This is a genomic window from Echinicola pacifica DSM 19836, assembly GCF_000373245.1.
Classification (GTDB): domain Bacteria; phylum Bacteroidota; class Bacteroidia; order Cytophagales; family Cyclobacteriaceae; genus Echinicola; species Echinicola pacifica.
The window spans coordinates 570,699-592,762 of record NZ_KB890739.1 but is presented as its reverse complement, the minus strand read 5'-3'; the positions used below and the strand labels follow the sequence as shown (position 1 = coordinate 592,762).

Sequence of the window (22,064 nt, the reverse complement as noted above, 5' to 3'; positions counted from 1 at the left end):
GGTTACTCTGAGGTATTATTAAAAAGTATCATAACTATAAAAGGCCGGGCATATCGCCTGGCCTTTTACAATTTCTGGTAAATATAAAACCCACTATACTTATTCTATATGGGCCAAAAGAAAATCCACCTTAATGACTTCGTCTTTTAATCAATAGATTTAGGGCTGTTTCCCATTTCTATCTCGAGAGTCCCCCCTTGGACAAGGTCGCTATGCATAAAGAACTGTCTGCTATACTCCTCGCCATTCCATAGGATGCCTTGAATATATTTATTCTCCGCAGAATTATTTTTGACTTTAATAGAAAGTACATTTCCATTGTCCAGCGTCAGTTTAGCGGTATTGATGATTGGGCTTCCCCAAACATATTTCCCTCCAGCAGGCTCCACGGGATAAAAACCCAGGGAGGATAACACCAACCAAGCGGACATTTGACCCACATCCTCGTTGCCGCTGAGGCCATCAGGCTTATTGGCGTACCATTCTTTTAGGATATACCGAACCTTATCCGCTGTCTTATGCGGTTGCCCAACGTAATTATAAAGATAAACTACGTGATGGCTGGGCTCATTGCCTTGGGCATATTGACCGATCAATCCAGTGATATCATTAGAAGCTTCCTCGCCCATATCCCCTTCCGCAATGAATAAGGAATCTAGCTTTTGGATAAATGACTCTTTGCCCCCTAATAATTCTATAAGCCCAGACACATCCTGAGGAACCAGGAAGGTATATTGCCAAGCGTTACCTTCGGTAAAGTCCCCTTTCATATGCACGGAAGTAAAAGGGCTAAAGGGCGTTCTCCATTCTGTATCCGAGATTTTGCCCCGCATAAATCCTACCTCAGGGTCAAAATAATTCTTATAATTCTCACCTCTTTTTGAGAAATAGGTGTAATCTTCTTCCTTTCCAAGAGCTTTGGCCATCTGAGCGATACACCAATCTGACAGGGCATATTCAAGGCCTTTGGAGACACTTTCCACCTCTCCATCAGCAGGAATATAACCTAAGGCCTTCACCTTATCCAAGCCAAAATCATCTCGCATAGCCGTGGTTTTCACTGCCTCATAAGCAAGATTTACATCCATATCAATTCCCTTCAGATAGGCATCCACCACTATAGGAACAGCGCTATAGCCCGGCATGGTATTGGTTTCATTTCCCATCAGATGCCATACAGGCAGCTTACCTTGTTGCTGATAAATCTTCAGCATGGAGGCAATCATATCAGCCATGCGGTCCTGCTGATAGATACTATATAAAGGGCTCGCTCCACGGTAAATATCCCACAAAGAAAAAGTGGTGAGATTCGTGAAGGATTCATCCTGATAGATCTTGCCATCAGAACCTCTGTATTCCTGGTTGACATCATTGAATATCGAAGGGGCAATCATAGTATGATACAGCGCTGTATAGAACTTGGTAAGCTCCTCCTGGCTATCCATCTCCACGTGAATCCTATTTAGTTCTTCGTTCCACATAGCATCCACCTTGGCCACTTGCTTATCAAATCCCCAGGCGGGCATTTCATGCTTAAGATTTTGAACTGCATTCTCAATACTAACTGGTGATATAGCCACCTTGAGCAGCAGTTCTCCTTCAGGAAGATCCCCAAAATCAAAGACTCCTTTTACTTCCTTGCCTCGTAAATCCAACCCTTCCTCAGCCTCATTCTTATTATACAATTGAGTTTTCAGGATAGGCTGGGAGAATATAGCACTGAAATAAAGCTTCTGGTCCTCAGCCCAGCCCTTTGAATTTCTGTACCCTACGATGGTGCTATCATTGACCACCTGAATCTCGGTATCAGTGGATGAATCCCAACCGATCCCCTGCTCCAGGTTTACCAGAACTCGGGGCGTTTCTCCCTTAGGGAAAGTATAGCGGTGTATCCCTACCCTCTCCGTGGTCGTCATTTCTGCTTTGATCTGGTATCGATCCAATAGCACCGAATAATACCCAGGTTTCACGACCTCATTATCGTGAGAGAAATAAGAGAAATAACCCGTCTCTGGTTGCTCAGGAAGGCCTTTTTTAACTGACACCTCCCCTACCAAGGGCATAATGAGGACATCGCCTAAGTCACCTATCCCTGTTCCGCTTAGATGGGTATGAGAAAATCCAATGATGGTAGAATCAGAAAAGTGATAGCCTGAGCACCAATCCCATCCCTCTGTCAAATTGGTAGGTCCTAGCTGGACGGCTCCAAAGGGAACATTTGCTCCGACAAAGACATGGCCATGACCTCCCGACCCGATATATGGGTTCACAAACTGAGTCAGGGAGGGGATAGTTTCCTCACTCTTTTCCTCTATCAGCTGTTTTTCCGCACAGCTTCCCACCATAAATGCGGTCATCCCCCCGAGGAGGGTATTCTTTAGTAATCCTGAAATAGTCATTAATTATTATTTTCTCTGTTCTACTCTAAACCAGTCTGCCGGAACAGGCACTCTATTCCCTGCCTCATCTATATACTCCAATCGCAGGGTATATCCGCCGCCACCTTCGATAAAATCAAGTTCGAAGGCATGCAATCCTGCCTCCAGCGCTACCTGCCCACTCAATTCCCTCGCAGGGTGAAAACCATCATTATCGATAATTTCCTGGTCAGCGATATACAATTTGCTCCCATCATCACTCGTCAAAATGAAATTATAAATCTGCTTGTCCGGAACCTCAATAAAGCCTCTAAACTCCATCCCAAAGCTACCATTACCCAGATCATCAGGGATTTGCAGCTCGTTGACATGTCTTACTTCATCAGCTTCATGCTCATCCATCAAAGCGGTCTGCTTATAGGTTCCCTTATGATAAAATAAGTGAAGGCCATTGGTAAGTCTGGCAGGGCTTTTCTTAACTGGCTGTGCCCAGCTGGTTTTCCGGAATGGCACCTCATAAATATCACTCCTATTGCCCGTAGGGCCAAATGCTGCTAATTTAAATTCCTGATTGCTATCCACGACTATCCCCTGCTCAAACTTCATGGAAGCCAAGGTCGGCTCCGTCCCATCAGTGGTATAGCGGATATCCAGAAAATCCACCGGAGCGGTCACCGTCCATTCCACTGGCTCCACAAACATATTGCTGTCAGAGATTCCTTCCAGATCTGGCAACCTATAATTAATGCCTTGCGCCTGCATCCATGAATAATGGGTATTTAATCGTTGGATATAATCGTCATATTGATCTGGCGCAGACCATAGTCGTTCTGCAAGCGCCGTAATCCTTGGCCAAACCATATAATCTGCCCGACGCTCAGAAGGAATATACTCAGTCCAAATATTGGCTTGCCCACCTAAAACCTTATTGGCTTGCTCCTCAGAAAATCCTGGAGGAACAATCATGGTGGTATATACCTTCCTCAAAGAGGACTTACTCGGTGCATAGTCAAAATACAAGCCTCCACCGACTGGTGACATGATGACATCATTGCCATTGGTCACTGCCTTCATCGGCGCATCTTTCACCCAACTTCTCCAATACATCACATGGGCGGTGGAGCTGATTCCTCCCTCCAAAGCATCATCCCACACGATCAATTCCTTACCCTTTGACTTCACATACGCTTCCATATGAGAGACGAAAAACCCTTGCAGCTTATCGATATCCTCGATATCATGATCCTTCATCCACTGCTCACAGTTGGCAGTTTGCCAGAATTTACGCTCCACTTCATCCGCACCTATATGAATGTATTTACTGGGAAATAACATTATAATTTCATCCAGTATCGTCTCTACAAACTCATAGGTACTCTCCTGACAGGGATTTAAAGGGCTGGAGAAAATCTCTCCCCACTCCGTCTCCTGATCTCCTGTCAGGAAAGGATAAGCTCTCACCGCCGCCGACATATGTCCTGGCATATCGATCTCCGGAATCACCTCAATATGGTGCTTCGCTGCATAATCGATGATCATGGTCATATCCTCCTGCGAAAAGAAACCGCCATACACCTCATTACCATCCACCTCCTTGATATTCCAAGGGTCAAGTAGGTAATCGGCATTGGTTTTTGCACGGTCCATGCAGACGGTATCATGCTTATTATAAGTCCTCCAAGCTCCAACTTCCGTGAGTTTTGGAAGCTGCTTGATTTCTATTCTCCAGCCTTGATCATCCGTAAGGTGAAGGTGTAGTTTATTGAAATGATAGCGAGCCATTCTATCGATAAACTTCCGAATATAGTCCTTGGTGAAGAAATGTCGGGATACGTCAATATGCATTCCCCGCCAGGCGTAATTTGGATAATCCTCGATGGCCACAGCCGGAAGATTTATTGTACCTGGAGCAGCGCCATTGGCTGATACGGGGATCAACTGACCTAGGGTCTGTATCCCACGGAATAGGCCTACGGGTGCCGCAGCCGTAATCTGGATCTCCTCAGTGGAAATTTCCAGCTGGTATCCTTCTGCGGCAGCAATGCTTGTATCAATTTTCAAGATGATCTGCCCTGAAGGGTTCACTGATTCTGAAACCTGATGATTGGCAAGGACCTCCGCCAAAAAGGCTACCTCATTTCGAATATCCACACCCGCAGACTGGACAGAAATAGGCAGGTTTTTCCATAGGGTAAATTCACCCTCTCTCGCCTCCACCGATTGAGGCAAAGGAATAATCGGATACTTATCCGCCAATGGGATGGACTGACCGAATCCCACAGACCAAGCCAGCATCCCTAAAATCAATAAGCCAATAGATTTATTATACATTATATATTACAGTTATTTTCTCGCTAAATTCATGTCGTCCAAGGTGCCATGGCTTTATAATAAGCAATTGATGAACGGCCCCTTCATGCCTGAAAGTGCTTCCGCCACAGTATTTGTTGGTCAATGTTAAGGTTATAAAGAGTCCTGGAGTTTGCTTAAGGGACTAATTCAAATTGATCCTCCAAACGAATATCCTTGGAGGAGGCTCCTATCTGGATGGTAAAAGCACCTGGCTCCACTACCCATTGCATGGCTGGATTCAGCACCTGCAGGTCTTCCTGATCCAAGGTAAAGTCCACGGTAAGGGTTTCATTAGGCTTCAGCATCACCTTTTTGAAGGCTCGAAGCTGCTTTACTGGCGCCACGGTGCTGCTTACTTCATCCCGAAGATACAGCTGGACCACCTCTTCGCCTGCCCATTCACTGGTATTGGTAAGGCTTAGGCTCACCTGCACGACCGGGGATTCACTTTGCAGATCTCCCGAGATTTTCAAGTCAGCATAGTCAAAGGTAGAATAACTTAAGCCATGACCAAAAGAGTACAACGGATCAGCTTTGCCTTCAATATAATCATGTCGATGGGGGTTTTTATAGTTATAATAGACTGGCAATTGCCCCACGGAGGTGGGGACAGAAATGGGCAACTTCCCGCTAGGATTATAATCTCCAAATAGGATATCGGCAATGGCATTTCCGCCCTCCTGCCCAGGATACCAGGCGTCCAATATTGCAGGGACATTCTCCGCCGCCCAGTTAAGGTTTAGCGGACGGCCTTTGATCAGGACCAAAACCACTGGAGTACCGGTGGCCTGAATAGCCTGAAGCAGTGCCAACTGATCCCCAAGGAGGTCCAAGGTCATCCGATCAAAGCCTTCACCACTTTCCATATCACTGATCAACTTTCCCTCTTCCACCTGGCTTACCTTTGCGGCGGCGGTCTCTTCATACTCAGTATCAAAATCCCTGGCGCTAGAGCCACCCAGAACCAGCACAGCCACCTCTGCTGCGCTCGCCGCGCGCACCGCCGCATCAATATCACTCTGGCTGGTATCGCGAATGGCACAGCCTTTTACATAATCTATCGCCACATTCTCTCCCAGTTTATTCTGTATTCCTTCCAATACAGTAATGATATTATCCGAAGCCTGAGGTGCCGTATAGTCTCCCAATTGATTATAGGTATTATCCGCATTGGGGCCTATTACCGCTATTTTTTTAATGTTTTTGTCCAAAGGCAATACGTTTCCTTCATTTTTCAGCATGACCACCCCTTCTCTGGCCACCTGTCTTGCCAAAGCTATATTCGCGGCACTGCGCACCTCCCGGCCTGCTTTCTCACTATCCACATAGGGATTCTCAAACAAACCCATATCAAATTTTAAGCGTAACACCTTTGCCACCGCTTCGTCTAAAACCGACTCTTTCACCAAATCAGTTTTAAGCGCCTTTAGTAGATACTGGTCAAAACCATAACCACCCAAATCAGAGTCCACCCCTGCATTGATGGCCAATGCTGCTGCTTCCTCACTGGTCGCCGCCACATGGTGACTGCCCTTCAGGCCAGAGATACTTCCCAGATCTGACACCACAAAGCCATCAAAACCCCAGTCCTCCACCAATACATCTCTGAGCAAATGGCCATTGGAGGTACATGGAATACCATCTATAGAATTATAAGCCGTCATCACCGACAAGGCTCCAGCTTCCACTGCCGCTTTGAAAGGTGGCAGATAGCTTGAATGCAATTCACGGTTTCCTACACTCACGCTGCTGCCATTATGCCCGCCTTCTGGCACGCCGTAAGCTGTAAAGTGCTTGAGGGTAGATATTACATTTTGGCCTGAGGCTATGTCATTTCCTTGGAATCCCCTGACCATAGCCACGCCCATACGGGCATTAAGATAGGGGTCCTCCCCATACGTCTCTTCCACCCTGGACCATCTCGGCTCCCTGGCCAGATCCAATACAGGACCATAACCAATATGCCCTCCTTGAAGCCTCGCCTCCCTAGCAATGGTGGAAGCCATCTTTTCGATGAGCTCCGGATTCCATGTGCTGCTCTGCCCCATAGATGTAGGGAAGACCGTCGTACCAATGGCCATATGGCCATGCGGACACTCTTCGGCCAGCATAAGAGGTATGCCCAATCGGGTATTTTCAATCATGTATTTCTGCATGGCATTGGTCGCTTCTGCTGCTTGAGAAGGCTGTAAGCCCGTCACCAAGGTTTTCTGAGTCCATGGATCCGCCCGAAGGGTGGCCCATAGCATCCCAATATGTCGCTCCTGTACCGCCTTCTCAAATGTCGCGCTGATGCCTACTGTATTCCCCTGCTTCTCGTACATCTCCCAGCCCAAAAGTGTGCTAAGCTGTCCAACCTTCTCCTCCAGGGTCATCCTGCTCATCAGATCTTCCACCCGCTTCTCCGTAGGGAGATCAGACCGCTTATAGTCAGGAGTGGTCTGCATTCCCTGCGCCATAAGCCCGCTGCTGATCCCACACTGAAGGATCACCATATAACATAACAATTTCATGCTGCCTGTAAAGGATGTAGTTTTTACCATTTCTGTATGAGGGTTTTCGACCTGTAAGATAAGTCGATTAGAATGAAAGTTCTATTTAGCTATTTTTTTAAAAAAGTAAAAGCAAATCCAAAAAATTATATTTAAACCTCTGCTAAATCGATTCAAGAAACTTTCCGACAACTCCAAAGTGCTGTCCTTAATTCCTGTAAAAATTAGCTATAGGAGAATTTTATTTGCAGAATCACCCATTATGCTACTTTGGCGACAGGATCGGGAAAGAGCTACTTTTGGATCAATGGCGTAGTAAAGCCTCATGCAATAAACGCCTTCAATAGGACTGAAAAACCTGGGACAAAAGGAGATGGAATTGAGTAATATAAGCCTATGGAATCTAGGGTTGAGAAAGTAAAAACGTTAGGATAATAAGTAATAAGAATTAGGTCAGGCCATTAATATTCTTTCTATGATCTGACAAAGCAGCCTTCAAAACACTGATGCTTCCTCTAAATCGCTGGGACATCGTATGACCTGAAAAAGCGCCATTGGGAATATTTTGAGCAATTTCGTTCAGGTCAAACAGAGCTATTCCTCCATATCTTCTATGATTTTGGTATTCGATCAAAGGTGACAGAAGCTCTTTGAAATTCTCTAAAACAGTGGCCCATAACACATGAAGCTCAGCCTTGTCAATTACCACCAGATTGGCTTCTATAAGTCCCTGTAGCCTTCGGGACTGAGATTTATAGGTAGTAGAGTTGGCTTGGTACCTTTGTAGAAAGATGTCTAATTGGGCTTGCAATTCCTGGTTGGATAAGGAAGGAGTCTTAAGTTTATCATAAGCCTCCTGAGAGCCTAGAGATAATACATCATCGGTGACCGCGAGAAATTCGAACAAAGCCCGGTAAGTCTCGGTGATGGTGCCTATCTTCTCCTCCAACCTCAGCTGGTTGGCATATTTCTTCAGGTATTTGCGCCCCTCAAAAAAAGCCCAACCAATGAAGATGGTTTGGGTAATGATCGCTATCGTTTGAATAATATCTACCATATCTCAAATCGCTTAGGTAAAAGGAAGAGTTACTGCTATCAATTTACTAAAAAATACTTCCCGACCCTATACTAATAATTGAGGTTTTCCTTACGGGAAGATCTGAAAAATTTCTCCTCACCAACCCCAATCCAAAAAAAATGGCATAAAAAAAGGTCCTTCGAACAAATCGAAAGACCTTATATCGTGCGCACGAGAGGATTCGAACCTCCACGCCCAAAGAGCACCACCCCCTCAAGATGGCATGTCTACCAGTTTCACCACGTGCGCTGGTTAGGTTTGCAAAAGTAGGATTTAAATCCATATGCTGCAAACTTTCTCCGCAATTAAGTCCCTGTAAATCCCCCAATTCCTAATAACCTATTCAAAACCAATAAGATATTTTTACATTATCCATAATGAGCCTCCAGCCGTTTTTTCAAGGTAAGCCTGGCCTCATCCCAATTGCTGCGATAATCAACCTCGACCATCTTAAAACCCTGTCTAAGCGCATAACATATCATATCGACCTGTCTGTTCCGTGTTTTGAAGACCAAGGCATCGTACCTGGAGGTCTTGCACCAAGCCTCCTGAACCTCCGACAAGGCATTGGCAACCCCATTGTTCCTGAAACCCGGAACCACCGCCACCATCCATGAATAAAATTCGTTGGCCGACCATTCATAGCCTACCTTGAAGCCAATTAATTTACCCCCAAATTCGGCTACCAACACGAGATGAGGCCGGGATCTCAACCTATCCGCGTACTTATCATCATCATACAAGCCCTTAAACTCAGGAATCATCAGACTTATGGACAAAATCTCAGGAATACTCCCCTCTCTAATTATAATTTCTGCTTTCCCATTTTGGCTCATTATACCTGCTTCTTTCTATTCATTTAATCTATTTCTTAGCACTTTCACTCTCTATCTCCTTAGAAATAGTACTCGTGTCCTTATATTCTTACTATTTCCATCAGGATAAATACTACCCCTTAAAAAACAAAAACCACACCTATCTTTTAAGCCTTTTGGCTGATTCGCCTACTTTATTTTTTTTATTACCTTTGCATGGCTATTCCCTTTCTACTCCCCTGTCGGGGAAAATAATTAATTGCCATCCATGAATGAGATCAAACATATCGAAGAAAGCCTCAAACCATTGAAGGAGAAGCTTTCCTCCCATCCCTTATATCAAAACCTCAAAACCCTCGAGGACATCCGCACATTTATGCAGGCCCATGTATATCCAGTATGGGATTTCATGTCCTTGCTGAAAGCCCTTCAAAACCAGCTGACCACGGTCACCAACCCGTGGATCCCCAGCTCTAATCCCACTACAGCTCGCTTCATCAATGAGATTGTGCTGGGAGAAGAAAGCGACCTGAATGAGGAAGGTAAGCCGCTTAGCCACTTTGAGATGTACCTGGAAGCTATGGAGCAAGCAGGGGCAAGTACTCAGCAGGTTACCCATTTCATTGGTCTTATAAAACAAGGTCTGGAGATTTCCGATGCACTATCCAAGGCGGGGGTGGAACCCATGGTGCTTGATTTTGTCACCTTTACCTTTGAAGTGATCGCCACAGGAAAAGCTCATCTGATTGCCTCAGCATTCACCTTTGGCCGGGAAGACCTGATTCCAGATATGTTCATAGAAATCACCAAGGAGGCCGAAAAAACGGATAATACCTCCTATAGCAAACTTATCTACTACCTCAACAGGCATATCGAATTGGACGGTGATGAGCATGGACCGCTTTCTCTGCAGATGATCAGTGAGCTCTGCGGCAATGATGCCCAAAAATGGCAGGACAGCCTTGAGGTGGCCAAAGAAGCCCTGGCAAAAAGAATAGCGCTTTGGGATGGAATTAATTCTAAAATTCAGGAAACCCAACAGGTGCATCCTTAAACCAATATTATGAAGCGATTTACAGAGCAAAGCTTATTTACTTTCTCCTTAGTAGTGGGTATTTACCTTATCACCCCCTATAAGCTGCTGGCACAATCAAAAAATATCATCCACGGAGATCAGCAGTGGTTCCAATACTATAATACCCTTATCCTAAACCCAAAATGGGACGTTTCGACGGATGGAGGAATGAGGTACAGGGACGGTTTATCCACCAAGAGCCAGTTTATCGTCCGCAGCCAAGTGGGCTATAATGCCAGCGAATCCTTGCATCTGGCAGCAGGGATGGGTTATTTGGGCTATTATTTAGGAGGAAAGCAGGATATTCAGGAGTTCCGCCCACATCAGGCCATTACCATGAGCTCCCATGCGGGCAAGGTAAAATTGGCGAATCGATTACGAATAGAAGAGCAATTTTTTTCCAGCCTTGGCCGAACAAATTTAGATTATGATCGATTTAATTTCCGGTTTCGCTATCGACTCATGCTTACCCTACCACTTATTAGTTTTTCCCAGAAGGAGTCCCAGCGAAAACTGTCCTTAAATCTTGGCGATGAATTATTCCTAAAGGCCGGCAAGGAGGTGACAGGAGATCTATTTGATCAAAATAGATTTTTGGTGGGCCCCACTTACCAGCTAAATGAAAGCCTAGGCTTCACCCTGCTCTACCAACATCAGTATTCGAGCAGCTCTGAGGAGAGCACTTTTATCCAAAGAGACATCTTTTGGCTGGGTATAAATCATGCGATCTCTCTAAAATAATACAGCTAGCAAAAGTGCCTTTACCTTTGATCTGAGTCATTAAAATAGTATTCCTGAACCACCAAAGGGATATAAACGAGAATACCTCGGTCCTGTCACTGCGATTTCTCGCAGGATTAATCCGTACAATTAATTAAAAAATGGGGTAGGCCAATTTTTCTTCAGGCAGGTTCTTTTTGCAATTTCGAGGGGGAATTCAGGTTTTCACTTTGGATCCCTTCCTCCTCCTCGAGGACCAAAACCCCGGGAGTCTCACGGGCTATCTGCTTCACCTTGCGAAGCGTAACTGCGTCTAAAAACAAGCAGAGTAAAGTCACCGAACCTAATAATAAGGGTAAAAGGATCATATCAGAGAAGGAGGAAAGGGTCACCATCAGGCCGAGAAAACTAATCTTAACGAAGCCTAACACAATGGCCACCTGATCATGTCGTAACCCTGCTCTCATCAGAAAATGATGAATATGACTCTTGTCAGCGGCCATAGGCGGTCTTCCATTCTTCAGTCTTTTGATGACCACTCGTAAGGTATCAAAGCAGGAGACCAGCACTAATGCCAAGCCTGCGGTGATGGGTGCATTGAAATGGAAATAATGATGATGGCTGATCTGCTTGCCATTCGCCTCCACAAAAAGTACACTCAAAATCGCCAGTAAAAAACCAAGAGTAAGCGAACCTGTATCACCCATAAAGATCTTTGCTGGATGCCAGTTGAAAGCCAAAAATGCTAAAACACCACCGACACAGGCCAAACTCACAAGCCCAAAGGCCAAATAGCCCGTGGCCAAAAACCAAATCGCTAAAAACAGAAAGGAAACAAGGCTCAACAGCCCCGCCAAACCATCCACCCCGTCAATAAGGTTAAAAGCATTGGTAAGCCCAATTATCACAAACCCAGTCAGGAAATAACTCAGGCCCATTGGAAGCTCATATATCCCCAAAAAACCATAAAAACTGCTGATGCGCACATCACCTATCAAAATCACAGATACAGCTAGCAGCTGGCCCAGGAGTTTATATCGAGCACTCAGCTCCACCCTATCATCCTGCAATCCCAGCAAAAACATGAGCGTAACAGCCACCAGTATATAACTTAAGTTTTGCCAGTGGTTAAGGTCCAAACCTACCAGCAGCCCCACTAGTATAGCTGCAAAAATACCAATGCCTCCCATGGAAGGGATGATCTCCTTGTGAATCTTTCGTCCTCCCGGCTTATCCACCACATTATTTTTCGTCACCAATTTGATAACAAAGGGCATGATCAATAATCCGGTAAAAAAAGCGAGTAACACTGTCAGGATGGCTTGCATAGAAAAACGTTTGTTTGCCCAACGCCCGAAGGTCGCTGATGCTTTGATGAATATAAAGGGTCTTTGCTGCAGGAGGAGAACTCAAAGTGGGAATTCTATCCAACAAATCATCCGATGCTATTCTGCATAGCTAAGCCATTCGGCTAAGGCAATGAAGTCCGTCAACCGAAAAAGCAATGGGATGATTGAGATTTTTATTCTTTTCGTTAGGTGCTAATCGCAAAATAGGTGTCCGCAAAAGAGACGGAATACAAACCCTGTTTTGCAAAAATAAACATTTAATATTAACCGAATATTAAATGATGGTTTAAATCCATTAAGGAATCTAATACCTCTTATTTTCAGAGCCTTATGCCCAATAATCAGGCCAGTACTTGAAACCCTTTAGAATACAAAGATAGGCAATGCAGGAAAGGAGGACAATACCCAAATAGGGGTATTTTTGCCCCATTTTTCCACACAATCATGGTGGAAGAGAATAATTATTTTTCTCATTTTGATCGAGGGTTATCCTAGCAATTTCTTCTAAATACAAGTGAAAAATCTATGGCTTAAGAAATAATCCTGCAAAAAGCCAAAATCCATGGATTATTATAAGCTCTTTTATGTTGATAAAAACAGGATATTTGCATCCGATTTAATTTGGTCGGTAAATATATGCCAGCTGTCTATTATATTGCCAAGACATACCATTCGTATATTAAATGTTTTATATTAAGGGAGAAATAGCAAAAAACACCTTTTCTGATAGGGCAGTACCACATAAGCAGCGTTATTAATAGGGGAGAAGAATGCTTTAATTAAGAAAATCACATAAAGGGGTCGTGATATTTTGATGAAATTCACATCCAACCTTACGTTTATTACCGTAAATAATAACCAATGAAGAAAAATTTTATAAGTTTCAGCCGCTGGGCATTAATAGTTGCTATCGGATCATTACTGACCTTTAGTTGTAAGGATGATGACACTACTGAGCCTAGCACTCCAGACGATGGGGACACCGAAGAGCCAGATCCAAACATTGCGGTCAATGAGTGGATCCAAGATGTAATGGAGCAGGTCTATTATTGGTCTGCGAGCATGGGGACTCCCCTAGCCCTTGAGTCTGACCCAAATGACTACTTCAATGAGCTGCTGGTCGCTGAGGATCGGTTTTCGGTGATTTATCCCAATTATGACGAGCTGGTAGCCTTACTAAGTGGGGTACAGAAAGAAGCTGGTTACGATTTCGGATTAGTACGAGCGAGTGCAGAAAGTGAGCAAGTGGTGGCTGTCATCACTTATGTCAAAAAAAATAGCCCCGCTGAGTCGGCAGGGCTTCGCAGAAATGACCGCATCTATGAAGTCAACGGCACGGAGCTCTCCACCACCAATTATTCCAGCGTATTTGGCAATACGGATGTGGCTCACTCACTCACCATCTCCCGCTATAATGCGGAGACAGGGGCCTTTGCTTTCTTAGCAGAACCCGTATCGGTAGATGTGGTAGAGTTAACAGAAAACCCTGTTTTTCTGGATTCAGTATATACTATAGGGGACAAAAAAATCGGGTATATCGTCTATAATTTCTTTGCTCCAGGAGCACCCGTAAGCTCAGATTACGAGGTTGTTTATGGCGCCTATGATGCGCAACTGGACGAAATCTTCGGAGATTTCATTAGCAAAGGGGTAAATGAGATGATTCTAGACCTAAGGTATAATGGAGGTGGATACACCAGTAGTGCCGTTCATCTGGCAAGTTCTTTGGGTAAAGGGATTTCATCTTCAGATGTATTTTACACTAATGAATACAATGATCTTCTCCAGGGCTATTTTACTCAAAACAATGGTCCGGATTTCTTCACCAATAATTTCGTAGATAAGCCAAATAATATCGGTGCTCACCTGAGCAGCGGGAATCTATTTGTAATCGCTACGCGGCAATCCGCCTCCTCCAGTGAGCTAGTGATCAATGGCTTAAAACCCTATATGAATATTATCCATATTGGATCGACGACCTATGGTAAGAATGTGGGTTCCACGACTTTTCAGGACACCGAAAATGAGGACAATCACTATGGATTGCTCCCTATTATTTTCAAAACTTTCAATAAGAACAATGAATCTGAATACTCCTTAGGCTTCGATCCTGATGTATCGGTAAGTGAGTATGACAATAATGTATTCCTTTACCCATTGGGTGATTCAAGGGAAGTATTGCTAAATGTAGCCCTGGATTATATCGTAAATGGCGAAATTTCTGCAGGCGCCAGAATCAATAGAAATCCGGTGGAGCAGCTAGGCTCCAGCCAGCAGTTGCACCCGAGGTTTGGTACCATGATCGAGTCAGAGGATAAGTTTCCTCACTAAGAAAGATATACCACATAAAAAAACCGTTTGGAACTTATCCAAACGGTTTTTTTATGTGGTTAAATATTATATCCTCTTTGATTTCAAGCAAGCTTAAAGCGCTATCACTTCTCACCTAAATGATCAATACACTTATTAGAAATCGAGAAAGGCTTCCACTTGGAAGAAGTTATCGTTCTTCGGGCGGGGCTTTTTAGTTATATTCTTTCAGATTTACCTGTACCAGTTCAAACTCCGGGGCATTGGCTAGGGCAGCTTCAAAAGCAGCTTTCGCTTCGGTATCAGCTCCTTGATCCTTATAGACCAGGCCTTTCAGATTGAGTGCGGCGGCTTTCATACTTACATCCTGAGTAGAACTATCCTCTTTAGGAAAAGTGAGTTTTTGCTCCTCAGATTTAGGGTTCTTCACTAGCATATTGATAGAGTTCAGCGCTTCCTCATATTTCTTAAGGGAGTATTGGAGGTAGGCTGTTTTATATAGACTGTATAGGTCGCCTGTCAGCAAGTTTAGGGATTCGAAATGAGGCAATGCTCTATCCAAAGCACCTAATTGCTCCAGGGAGTAAGCGGCTACTTCCAATGCGGAGATATTTTGATCATCTATCTGCAAGAGGTCCAAAGCGACTAAAGCTGCGGAACTATACTGCTCGAGTTCAAAATACAAGGTCGCCAACAGTTCGGCATAACGAGGATTTTCGGGATTCTTCTCAATGAGTTCATACAGCTTAGTTCTAGCCACTGCAGGATCATTATAGCGCACGGCCATCTGATATATTCGCAGGGCAGACTGAGCATCTGTCACTTTGGCACTATCTTTCTTAGCAGTAGTTTCAGTAGTTTTTTCTTGAGCACTTACCTCCATCCCGATCAGGAGCAATGCTATTAATGCAATTTTAAACTTATTCATAGAGAAAATTATCTGTTAATCTTTTTTGGAAATCCCTTTATATTTGGCCAATTGAAACATAAACTCCAAAGCTTGTTGTTTATTGTTTTCAATTTTGCCTTCCAATATAGCTTCTTTTATTTCTTCTTTTAATTCTCCGACAATTTTTGATGGTGGTAAGTCAAAAATTTCCATGATTTCCTCTCCTGACACAGGAGGTTGGAAGTTTCTGACATGATCTTTTTCTTCCACTTCTTGGATTTTCTCTTCCACCTTATCGAAGTTGGCGAGGAAGCGTTTTACTCTTACCGGATTCTTTGAAGTCACATCAGCACGGCAGAGTTTCATGAGGTCATCGACATCATCACCTGCCTCATAGAGCAAGCGTCTCACGGCCGAGTCGGTAACCTTATCATTCACCAGGGCAATTGGGCGCAAGTGCAATCTTACTAATTTCTGCACATATTTCATGCGCTCATCCATAGGTAATTTCAGTCTTCGGAAGATTTTAGGGGTCATTCGAGCGCCTTTATCCTCATGACCATGAAAAGTCCAGCCCACTTTGGCATGAAATCTCTTGGTGGCGGGCTTGGCAATATCATGCATGATAGCCGCCCACCTCAGCCACAGGTCGTCGGTAAAGGCGCATACATTATCCAAAACCTGCAGTGTATGATAGAAATTATCTTTATGAGACTTATCCCCCACTGAGTCCACACCTTGAAGATCGATCATCTCAGGAAAAAACTGATGAAGAAGTTTACTTACAAAAAGTAATTTAAAGCCATAGCTTGGCTTTTCTGACAGAATGATTTTGTTTAGCTCATCGATAATCCTTTCACCGGAGATAATCTGAAGTCTTTCGGCATTGCGTATAAGACCATCGAAAGTGCTGGCCTCGATATCAAAGCCAAGCTGGGTGGCAAATCGCACCGCCCTCATCATCCTTAATGGATCATCCGAGAAGGTGGTATCTGGATCCATTGGGGTACGAATTATTTTTTTCTTGAGATCCATGATTCCTCCAAAGGGGTCGATCAAATCTCCATAATGGCTCTGATTTACTCTGATGGCCATGGCATTGATTGTAAAATCCCTTCTCTCCTGATCCTCCTGTAGGGTACCGTCTTCCACCAGGGGCTTTCGTGAATCCTGGCGATAGGACTCTTTACGTGCCCCCACAAATTCCAGCTCCCAATCGGGCAGCTTGATCATGGCTGTACCAAAATTCTTAAAAACAGACAGTGGCACATGCTCATCAAAGGACTCAGCCACCTTAGTAGCAAGTTCTATTCCGCTGCCGACACAGACAAAGTCCAGGTCCTTACTTGGGCGATCTAAGAAGAGGTCTCTCACAAATCCCCCTACTATATAAGCTTCCAACCCGAGTTCATCGGCACATTCCCCCACCCGTTTGATCACCGCTATATGGTCAATCTTCTCCTTTAAATTCATTCTTCGATAATTTTCACCTCTCCTTCAGGTCCCAAAAACAACTGGCGAACTTCCTTGCTATATAAAGGAAAGTTTTCGTTCAGTTTGTCAGATGTTTCTTGATCAGGAATCAAGGTAGCCACCAAAGGCCTTCCGAAAGCAAATACAATCTGGTTCCAAATGCCTTTTTTAAGAACGCTAAATTTAACCTTTCCCTCGTTTACAGGGCCGGTTTTCAGCAGTTCACTGGCCCAGGTGGTATAGACGGTAGGCTTGGAGGTATATTCCACTATATCTAGGGACACTTCTGAGAACTGGCCTGCTATGCCTCTTATCTGAAATAAATCTACTAATAGAAAGACTCCTCTGCCGCCAGTCGTTTCAGATTGATAGGCTTGGGGATTGATAAGGGTGACTTTTTCACCGGCGGAATCGGCAAGGCTTATGCTACCCTGATCCCTAATGATGCTGACAATCTCTTTTATTTCCATATTTGTAAATTGCTTAAAGTACAGTGAGCCTCTAATCGGTGAGAAGAGGCTACTTATTCAAAATATCCTACTTTATCCCTATCCTCCTCACCCCACAGCTTCCCGGAAGGAACACCGGTTAAAAAGCCAAAATTAAAACACTTTGACGGATACGCCCTATATTTCCTACAAATTCCTTGCTTATACTTATAAAAGATTAAGCGGTAGCCGCTCAGGAACAAGGGGAAGATAAGGCCATTTGAATATTTTTACTGAAAGCTCATGCGGTATTTTAAATTTATTTTTCTTATCTTTGCCCTTCATTTGGAAACAGAACTCATTAAAATACAATTAGGATATGGCAGTCACGACATTAAAAAGAAAAGCTAGAAGAAACAGGCAAAGACAAGTCACTCGAGTACTTAAAATTAAGCACTTGAGCGCTCAGCCGGTAATCAAGAATGTAGATGTTGAAGAGCTTAAGAAAGACTTCAGTAAGTAATATTGCATAAAATGCTAACCAAAAGAGGCCATCCGTTGCGGCGGATGGCCTCTTTTGGTTTTTTGCGAAAAGGTAATCTTATAATATTCAGGTAATTTCCCGACTTCACACCGTAGTGAAACTGGAAATATCCTATGGGGGTCTTTGAGAATAGGATTAAAAATTTTAATCCATTACGTCACTCTCAAGTCAATTATTTTATTTAATTTTGAACCCCATAGGAATTCAAACAAAACAATCTAATTATTCTTATGGCGTCACCCACGAAGTATATCTTTATCACAGGGGGAGTAACTTCTTCATTAGGCAAAGGCATCATCGCTGCCTCCCTTGCCAAACTTCTGCAATCCAGAGGCTTTAAGGTCACCATCCAAAAATTCGATCCATATCTAAACATTGACCCGGGAACACTCAACCCTTATGAGCACGGCGAATGTTACGTCACCGAAGATGGAGCCGAAACCGACCTTGACCTTGGCCATTACGAGCGTTTCTTAAACACCAACACCTCCCAGGACAATAACGTCACCACGGGAAGGATATACAATAATGTCATCACCAAAGAACGTAAAGGTGAATTCCTGGGAAAAACCGTTCAGGTCATCCCTCATATTACTGACGAAATCAAAAATAGCTTTTATAAACTCGGCGAAGAAGGCAACTACGACGTGGTCATCACCGAGATCGGTGGATGTGTAGGCGATATAGAATCATTGCCATTCATAGAAGCGGTAAGACAGGCCCGATGGGATCTGGGACCAAACAACTTCTTAGTGGTTCACCTGACCCTTATCCCTTTCCTCTCTGCCGCCAAAGAACTAAAAACCAAGCCGACTCAGCACTCTGTAAAGCAGCTGCTCGAAGCGGGAATCCAGCCGGATATTCTGGTATGCCGTACCGAACATCACCTTCCGCTGGATGTCAAGAAAAAAATCGCCCTATTCTGTAATGTGCAGTTAAACTGCGTCATCGAAGCAATGGATGCGGAATCGATTTACGATGTCCCTCTCCATATGAAGAAGGAAAAGCTGGACGAAAGAGTAATGACCAAGCTGAAATTACCTTCTAAGTCCGATACCAAACTAGAGCTCTGGAAGGAGTTTTTAGGCAGGTTAAAGAACCCCACTCAGGAAGTAAACATAGGCCTGGTGGGTAAATACATTTCCCTTCCAGACGCTTATAAATCCATCATCGAGGCCTTTACCCATGCGGGCGCTGCCTGTGAGACGAAGGTCAATCTTAGCCTGATTTCTTCTGAGGAGATCGAAAGCGAAAATGTTCATAAAAAGCTCGCCGAGCTAGACGGGATATTGGTAGCTCCGGGATTTGGCGAAAGAGGGATGAAAGGAAAACTGGAAACAGTTAAGTTTGCCAGAACAAATAATATTCCGTTCTTTGGCATCTGCCTCGGTATGCAGATGGCAGTGATCGAGTATGCACAAAACGTGCTTGGCCTTGAGGGTGCCAGCTCCATAGAGATGGTTCCTGACACGCCACACCCGGTCATCTCCCTAATGGAAGAGCAGAAGAATGTGGAGCAAATGGGAGGCACTATGCGTCTTGGCTCTTATCCTTGCACCTTGGCGAAGGGCACCAAAGTAAGCGCTGCTTACGGCAAGGCGAAAATCCAAGAACGTCACCGTCACCGCTATGAATTCAATAATAAGTACCTGGATCAATTCGAGCAAGGCGGCATGATCCCTTCAGGAGTGAATCCAGAAACCGGACTTGTGGAAATCGTGGAACTCAAAGACCATCCGTGGTTTGTGGGAACCCAGTTCCACCCTGAGTACAAGAGTACCGTTTTGACTCCACATCCACTATTTGTACGGTTTATCCAGGCCACCTTAGATAATAAAAAGAATATCAACTAAAATATACCTGATCCAATCAGGGATTTAGAACACTTCAATTATGGACAGAAATCAAGCGACAGGACTTATCCTCTTCGCTGCTGTGCTCTTGATATACTCCTTTTACTTTAGTAGTCCAGAGCCAGTAACCGACGAACCAACACCTGCAGCCACCGAAGCAGTAGATGAACCTACCTCCTCGGACCTCAATAGCCAAGCGGTCGAATTGCCAGATAGCGCAAGATCGGTGCAGGCTCGCCAGAAATTCGGCGAATTTGCGGAAATGACCAACGGCCAGGAGGAAATCATCAGCCTTGAAAATGAATTGGTAAAAATCTCCTTTTCTACTAAAGGTGGTGAAATAAAAACCGTTGAGCTTAAGGAATTCAAAACTTGGTCTAAGCAACCTCTCATCCTTATGGATGAGAAAAGTGCCCTGATCGACTACCAAATCAGCACCTCCAAAGGACCTATAAGTTTAAATCAACTCCATTTTGGCTCGTCCAAGGGCACCACCACCGTGGAAGAAGTACCTGCTCAGCAGCTGACCTTCACCTCCCAGGGCGCCTCCGGAAAAATCACCAGAACTTACACCCTGGCCGATGGACAATATACACTGGGGCATAACCTAAGCACCTCGGGCTTCCAGTCCATCACCGACCAGTCCATCAGTATCAACTGGATGGACAAGCTCAAAAAACAAGAGGCTGATATCGAAGAGTCCAGAAGAAAAACTCATCTAAACTACCGCACAGACGAAGATGGATTTGACTATTTAAGTGCCTCCTCTGATGAAGATGCCGAAAGTCTAGCCAGTCCTGTAAAATGGGTAGCCTTCAAACAGCGTTTCTTTACTGCTGGGATTATTGCTGGCGACCATTTCACCAGTGCCGAACTTACCCAAACCATCCCTAAGGACACCCTTTCGGTGAAGAATATGGAAGCAGCGATTATGCTTCCCCTAGAAGGTGGAAAGTCATCTGTCACTTATTATTTCGGCCCCAATAACTTCAAGATCCTCAAGCATGTGACCGAAGATTTTGAAGAAAATGTGGACATGGGTTATGTCTTTGTAAGTTGGGTGAATAAATACATCATCGTAAATCTTTTCCACTACCTCGAGAAAGTATTTACCAACTACGGTGTCATCATCATCCTAATTGTTTTGATCATCAAGCTAGCCTTATTCCCACTGACCTATAAGTCCTATATAGGAATGGCCAAAATGCGGGTAATCAAGCCTGAGATCGATGAGTTGAAAGAGAAATACCCTGACGATCCTTCTAAGCAGCAGCAGGAGCAGATGAAGCTATTTGGACAGCTGGGGGTAAGCCCGATCAGTGGCTGTCTTCCGATGGTATTCCAGATGCCTTTCTTATTTGCGATGTTCTTTTTCTTCCCAAACAGTATAGAACTTCGTCAAGAGTCTTTCCTATGGGCGCATGATTTGTCCACATATGACTCTATATACACGCTGCCATTCACCATACCTTTTTATGGCAATCACGTCAGCTTATTCACCTTGCTGATGACGGTATCGCAGATCGCATATACCCGATTCAATAACCAGCTGACGGCCGCTCAGGGACCAATGAAAAACATAGGCTATATCATGCCAGTGACTTTCATGTTTGTCCTTAACTCCTACCCTGCGGCATTGAGTTTCTATTACTTCGTTTCCAATATGGTGACTTTTGGTCAGCAAGCTATCATCAAGAGATTTGTGGATGATAAAAAGATCCGTGCAAAGATCGAAGAGAATAAGAAGAAGAATGTGAATAAGAAAAAATCTAAGTTTCAATCAAAATTAGAGGAAGCCATGAAAGCGGCAGATTCTAATAAGAAGAAAAAGTAAGATCTTCTGAATACTAATTACCGGTACCCTTCCGTAATATATTATGGAAGGGTATCGGTATTTATACCCCTAAGCATTATTCGCACAGTCTAGACCTGCTTATCCATTAGATATGAGGCAGTTTCCGAATTTGCCCAATAGGGAAAAGTAATACTCAGACCTTGCTTATGATTAATCAAGGAAAAATATAGAATAGATCAAGGATCGGGAGCCAAGCGAGGAAGGCGTAGCGCTATCTGTCACAAAAATATCCCGATAGGATTCAAATTAAAAGTAGCCTTTGAAGTTATGAATCAGGCATTTACCCCTATCCACAAGGCAATGTGGATAACAAAGTATTTCATGTACAAATTAAACTTCTATCTTTGTGTAGCGTGAAATTAGCAATTTGGCAAAAAAAGCCAGCATAGGCTTCAACGAAGCTGAGCCAGAGGGACTCTCAGTACTAATCTGCTTAATCAAGGGCGGATTCAT

At 44.1% G+C, this 22,064-nt stretch carries 14 protein-coding genes and 1 tRNA gene; 5 read left to right on the top strand and 10 right to left on the bottom strand.

Going from position 1 to position 22,064, the window contains the following annotated elements; all coding sequences use genetic code 11:
* Nucleotides 1-146: 146 nt before the first annotated feature.
* The 6 genes from B050_RS0107010 to B050_RS0106985 form a co-directional block, all read right to left on the bottom strand.
* A complete protein-coding gene (locus B050_RS0107010; RefSeq protein ID WP_018473192.1) occupies nt 147-2,399 on the bottom strand; it encodes a GH92 family glycosyl hydrolase in 2,253 nt (750 codons plus the stop codon).
* A gap of 6 nt (nt 2,400-2,405) precedes the next feature.
* Nucleotides 2,406-4,709, bottom strand: coding sequence for a family 20 glycosylhydrolase (locus tag B050_RS0107005; RefSeq protein ID WP_018473191.1), 2,304 nt, complete (start codon nt 4,707-4,709; stop codon nt 2,406-2,408).
* A gap of 155 nt (nt 4,710-4,864) precedes the next feature.
* Entirely contained in the window at nt 4,865-7,273 is a 2,409-nt protein-coding gene (locus tag B050_RS0107000; RefSeq protein ID WP_157492594.1) for a glycoside hydrolase family 3 N-terminal domain-containing protein, read from the bottom strand.
* Between the two features lie 397 nt (nt 7,274-7,670).
* The gene (locus tag B050_RS0106995) at nt 7,671-8,279 is read right to left on the bottom strand and encodes a hypothetical protein (protein WP_018473189.1); all 609 of its coding nucleotides are present in this window, start codon (nt 8,277-8,279) and stop codon (nt 7,671-7,673) included.
* 187 nt (nt 8,280-8,466) lie between these two features.
* Nucleotides 8,467-8,549: transfer RNA gene (locus tag B050_RS0106990), tRNA-Leu, on the bottom strand.
* 119 nt (nt 8,550-8,668) lie between these two features.
* Entirely contained in the window at nt 8,669-9,136 is a 468-nt protein-coding gene (locus tag B050_RS0106985) for a GNAT family N-acetyltransferase (RefSeq protein WP_018473188.1), read from the bottom strand.
* Between the two features lie 247 nt (nt 9,137-9,383).
* Here B050_RS0106985 and B050_RS0106980 point away from each other — a divergent pair, with 247 nt between their 5' ends.
* On the top strand, nt 9,384-10,169 hold the full coding sequence (locus tag B050_RS0106980; RefSeq protein ID WP_018473187.1) for a DUF3050 domain-containing protein: 786 nt from the start codon (nt 9,384-9,386) through the stop codon (nt 10,167-10,169).
* 9 nt (nt 10,170-10,178) lie between these two features.
* Nucleotides 10,179-10,931, top strand: a complete 753-nt coding sequence (locus tag B050_RS0106975; RefSeq protein ID WP_018473186.1) for a DUF2490 domain-containing protein — start codon at nt 10,179-10,181, stop codon at nt 10,929-10,931.
* A gap of 161 nt (nt 10,932-11,092) precedes the next feature.
* On the opposite strand, the gene B050_RS0106970 is transcribed toward B050_RS0106975, so the two are convergent.
* Nucleotides 11,093-12,238 carry a glycosyltransferase family 4 protein gene (locus tag B050_RS0106970; protein ID WP_018473185.1) on the bottom strand — a complete coding sequence of 382 codons (1,146 nt, stop codon included), beginning with the start codon at nt 12,236-12,238 and terminating at the stop codon, nt 11,093-11,095.
* An 882-nt stretch (nt 12,239-13,120) separates the two neighbouring features.
* Between B050_RS0106970 and B050_RS0106965 the strand changes: the two genes are divergently transcribed.
* Nucleotides 13,121-14,590, top strand: a complete 1,470-nt coding sequence (locus B050_RS0106965) for a S41 family peptidase (protein ID WP_018473184.1) — start codon at nt 13,121-13,123, stop codon at nt 14,588-14,590.
* 193 nt (nt 14,591-14,783) lie between these two features.
* On the opposite strand, the gene B050_RS0106960 is transcribed toward B050_RS0106965, so the two are convergent.
* The 3 genes from B050_RS0106960 to B050_RS0106950 are packed head-to-tail and all read right to left on the bottom strand — an operon-like array spanning nt 14,784 to nt 17,401.
* A complete protein-coding gene (locus B050_RS0106960; RefSeq protein WP_018473183.1) occupies nt 14,784-15,497 on the bottom strand; it encodes a tetratricopeptide repeat protein in 714 nt (237 codons plus the stop codon).
* 15 nt (nt 15,498-15,512) lie between these two features.
* Entirely contained in the window at nt 15,513-16,931 is a 1,419-nt protein-coding gene (locus tag B050_RS0106955) for a CCA tRNA nucleotidyltransferase (RefSeq protein WP_018473182.1), read from the bottom strand.
* Nucleotides 16,928-17,401 (bottom strand): hypothetical protein, encoded by a 474-nt coding sequence (locus B050_RS0106950; RefSeq protein WP_018473181.1) that lies wholly within the window; start codon nt 17,399-17,401, stop codon nt 16,928-16,930. The genes B050_RS0106955 and B050_RS0106950 overlap by 4 nt, the downstream gene beginning before the upstream one ends.
* A 732-nt stretch (nt 17,402-18,133) precedes the next feature.
* On the opposite strand from B050_RS0106950, the gene B050_RS0106940 reads away from it, so the two are divergent.
* Nucleotides 18,134-19,756, top strand: coding sequence for a CTP synthase (locus B050_RS0106940; protein WP_018473179.1), 1,623 nt, complete (start codon nt 18,134-18,136; stop codon nt 19,754-19,756).
* Between the two features lie 40 nt (nt 19,757-19,796).
* Nucleotides 19,797-21,590: a membrane protein insertase YidC gene (yidC, locus tag B050_RS0106935; RefSeq protein ID WP_018473178.1), complete on the top strand. Its 1,794-nt coding sequence runs from the start codon at nt 19,797-19,799 to the stop codon at nt 21,588-21,590.
* The last annotated feature ends 474 nt before the right edge of the window (nt 21,591-22,064 follow it).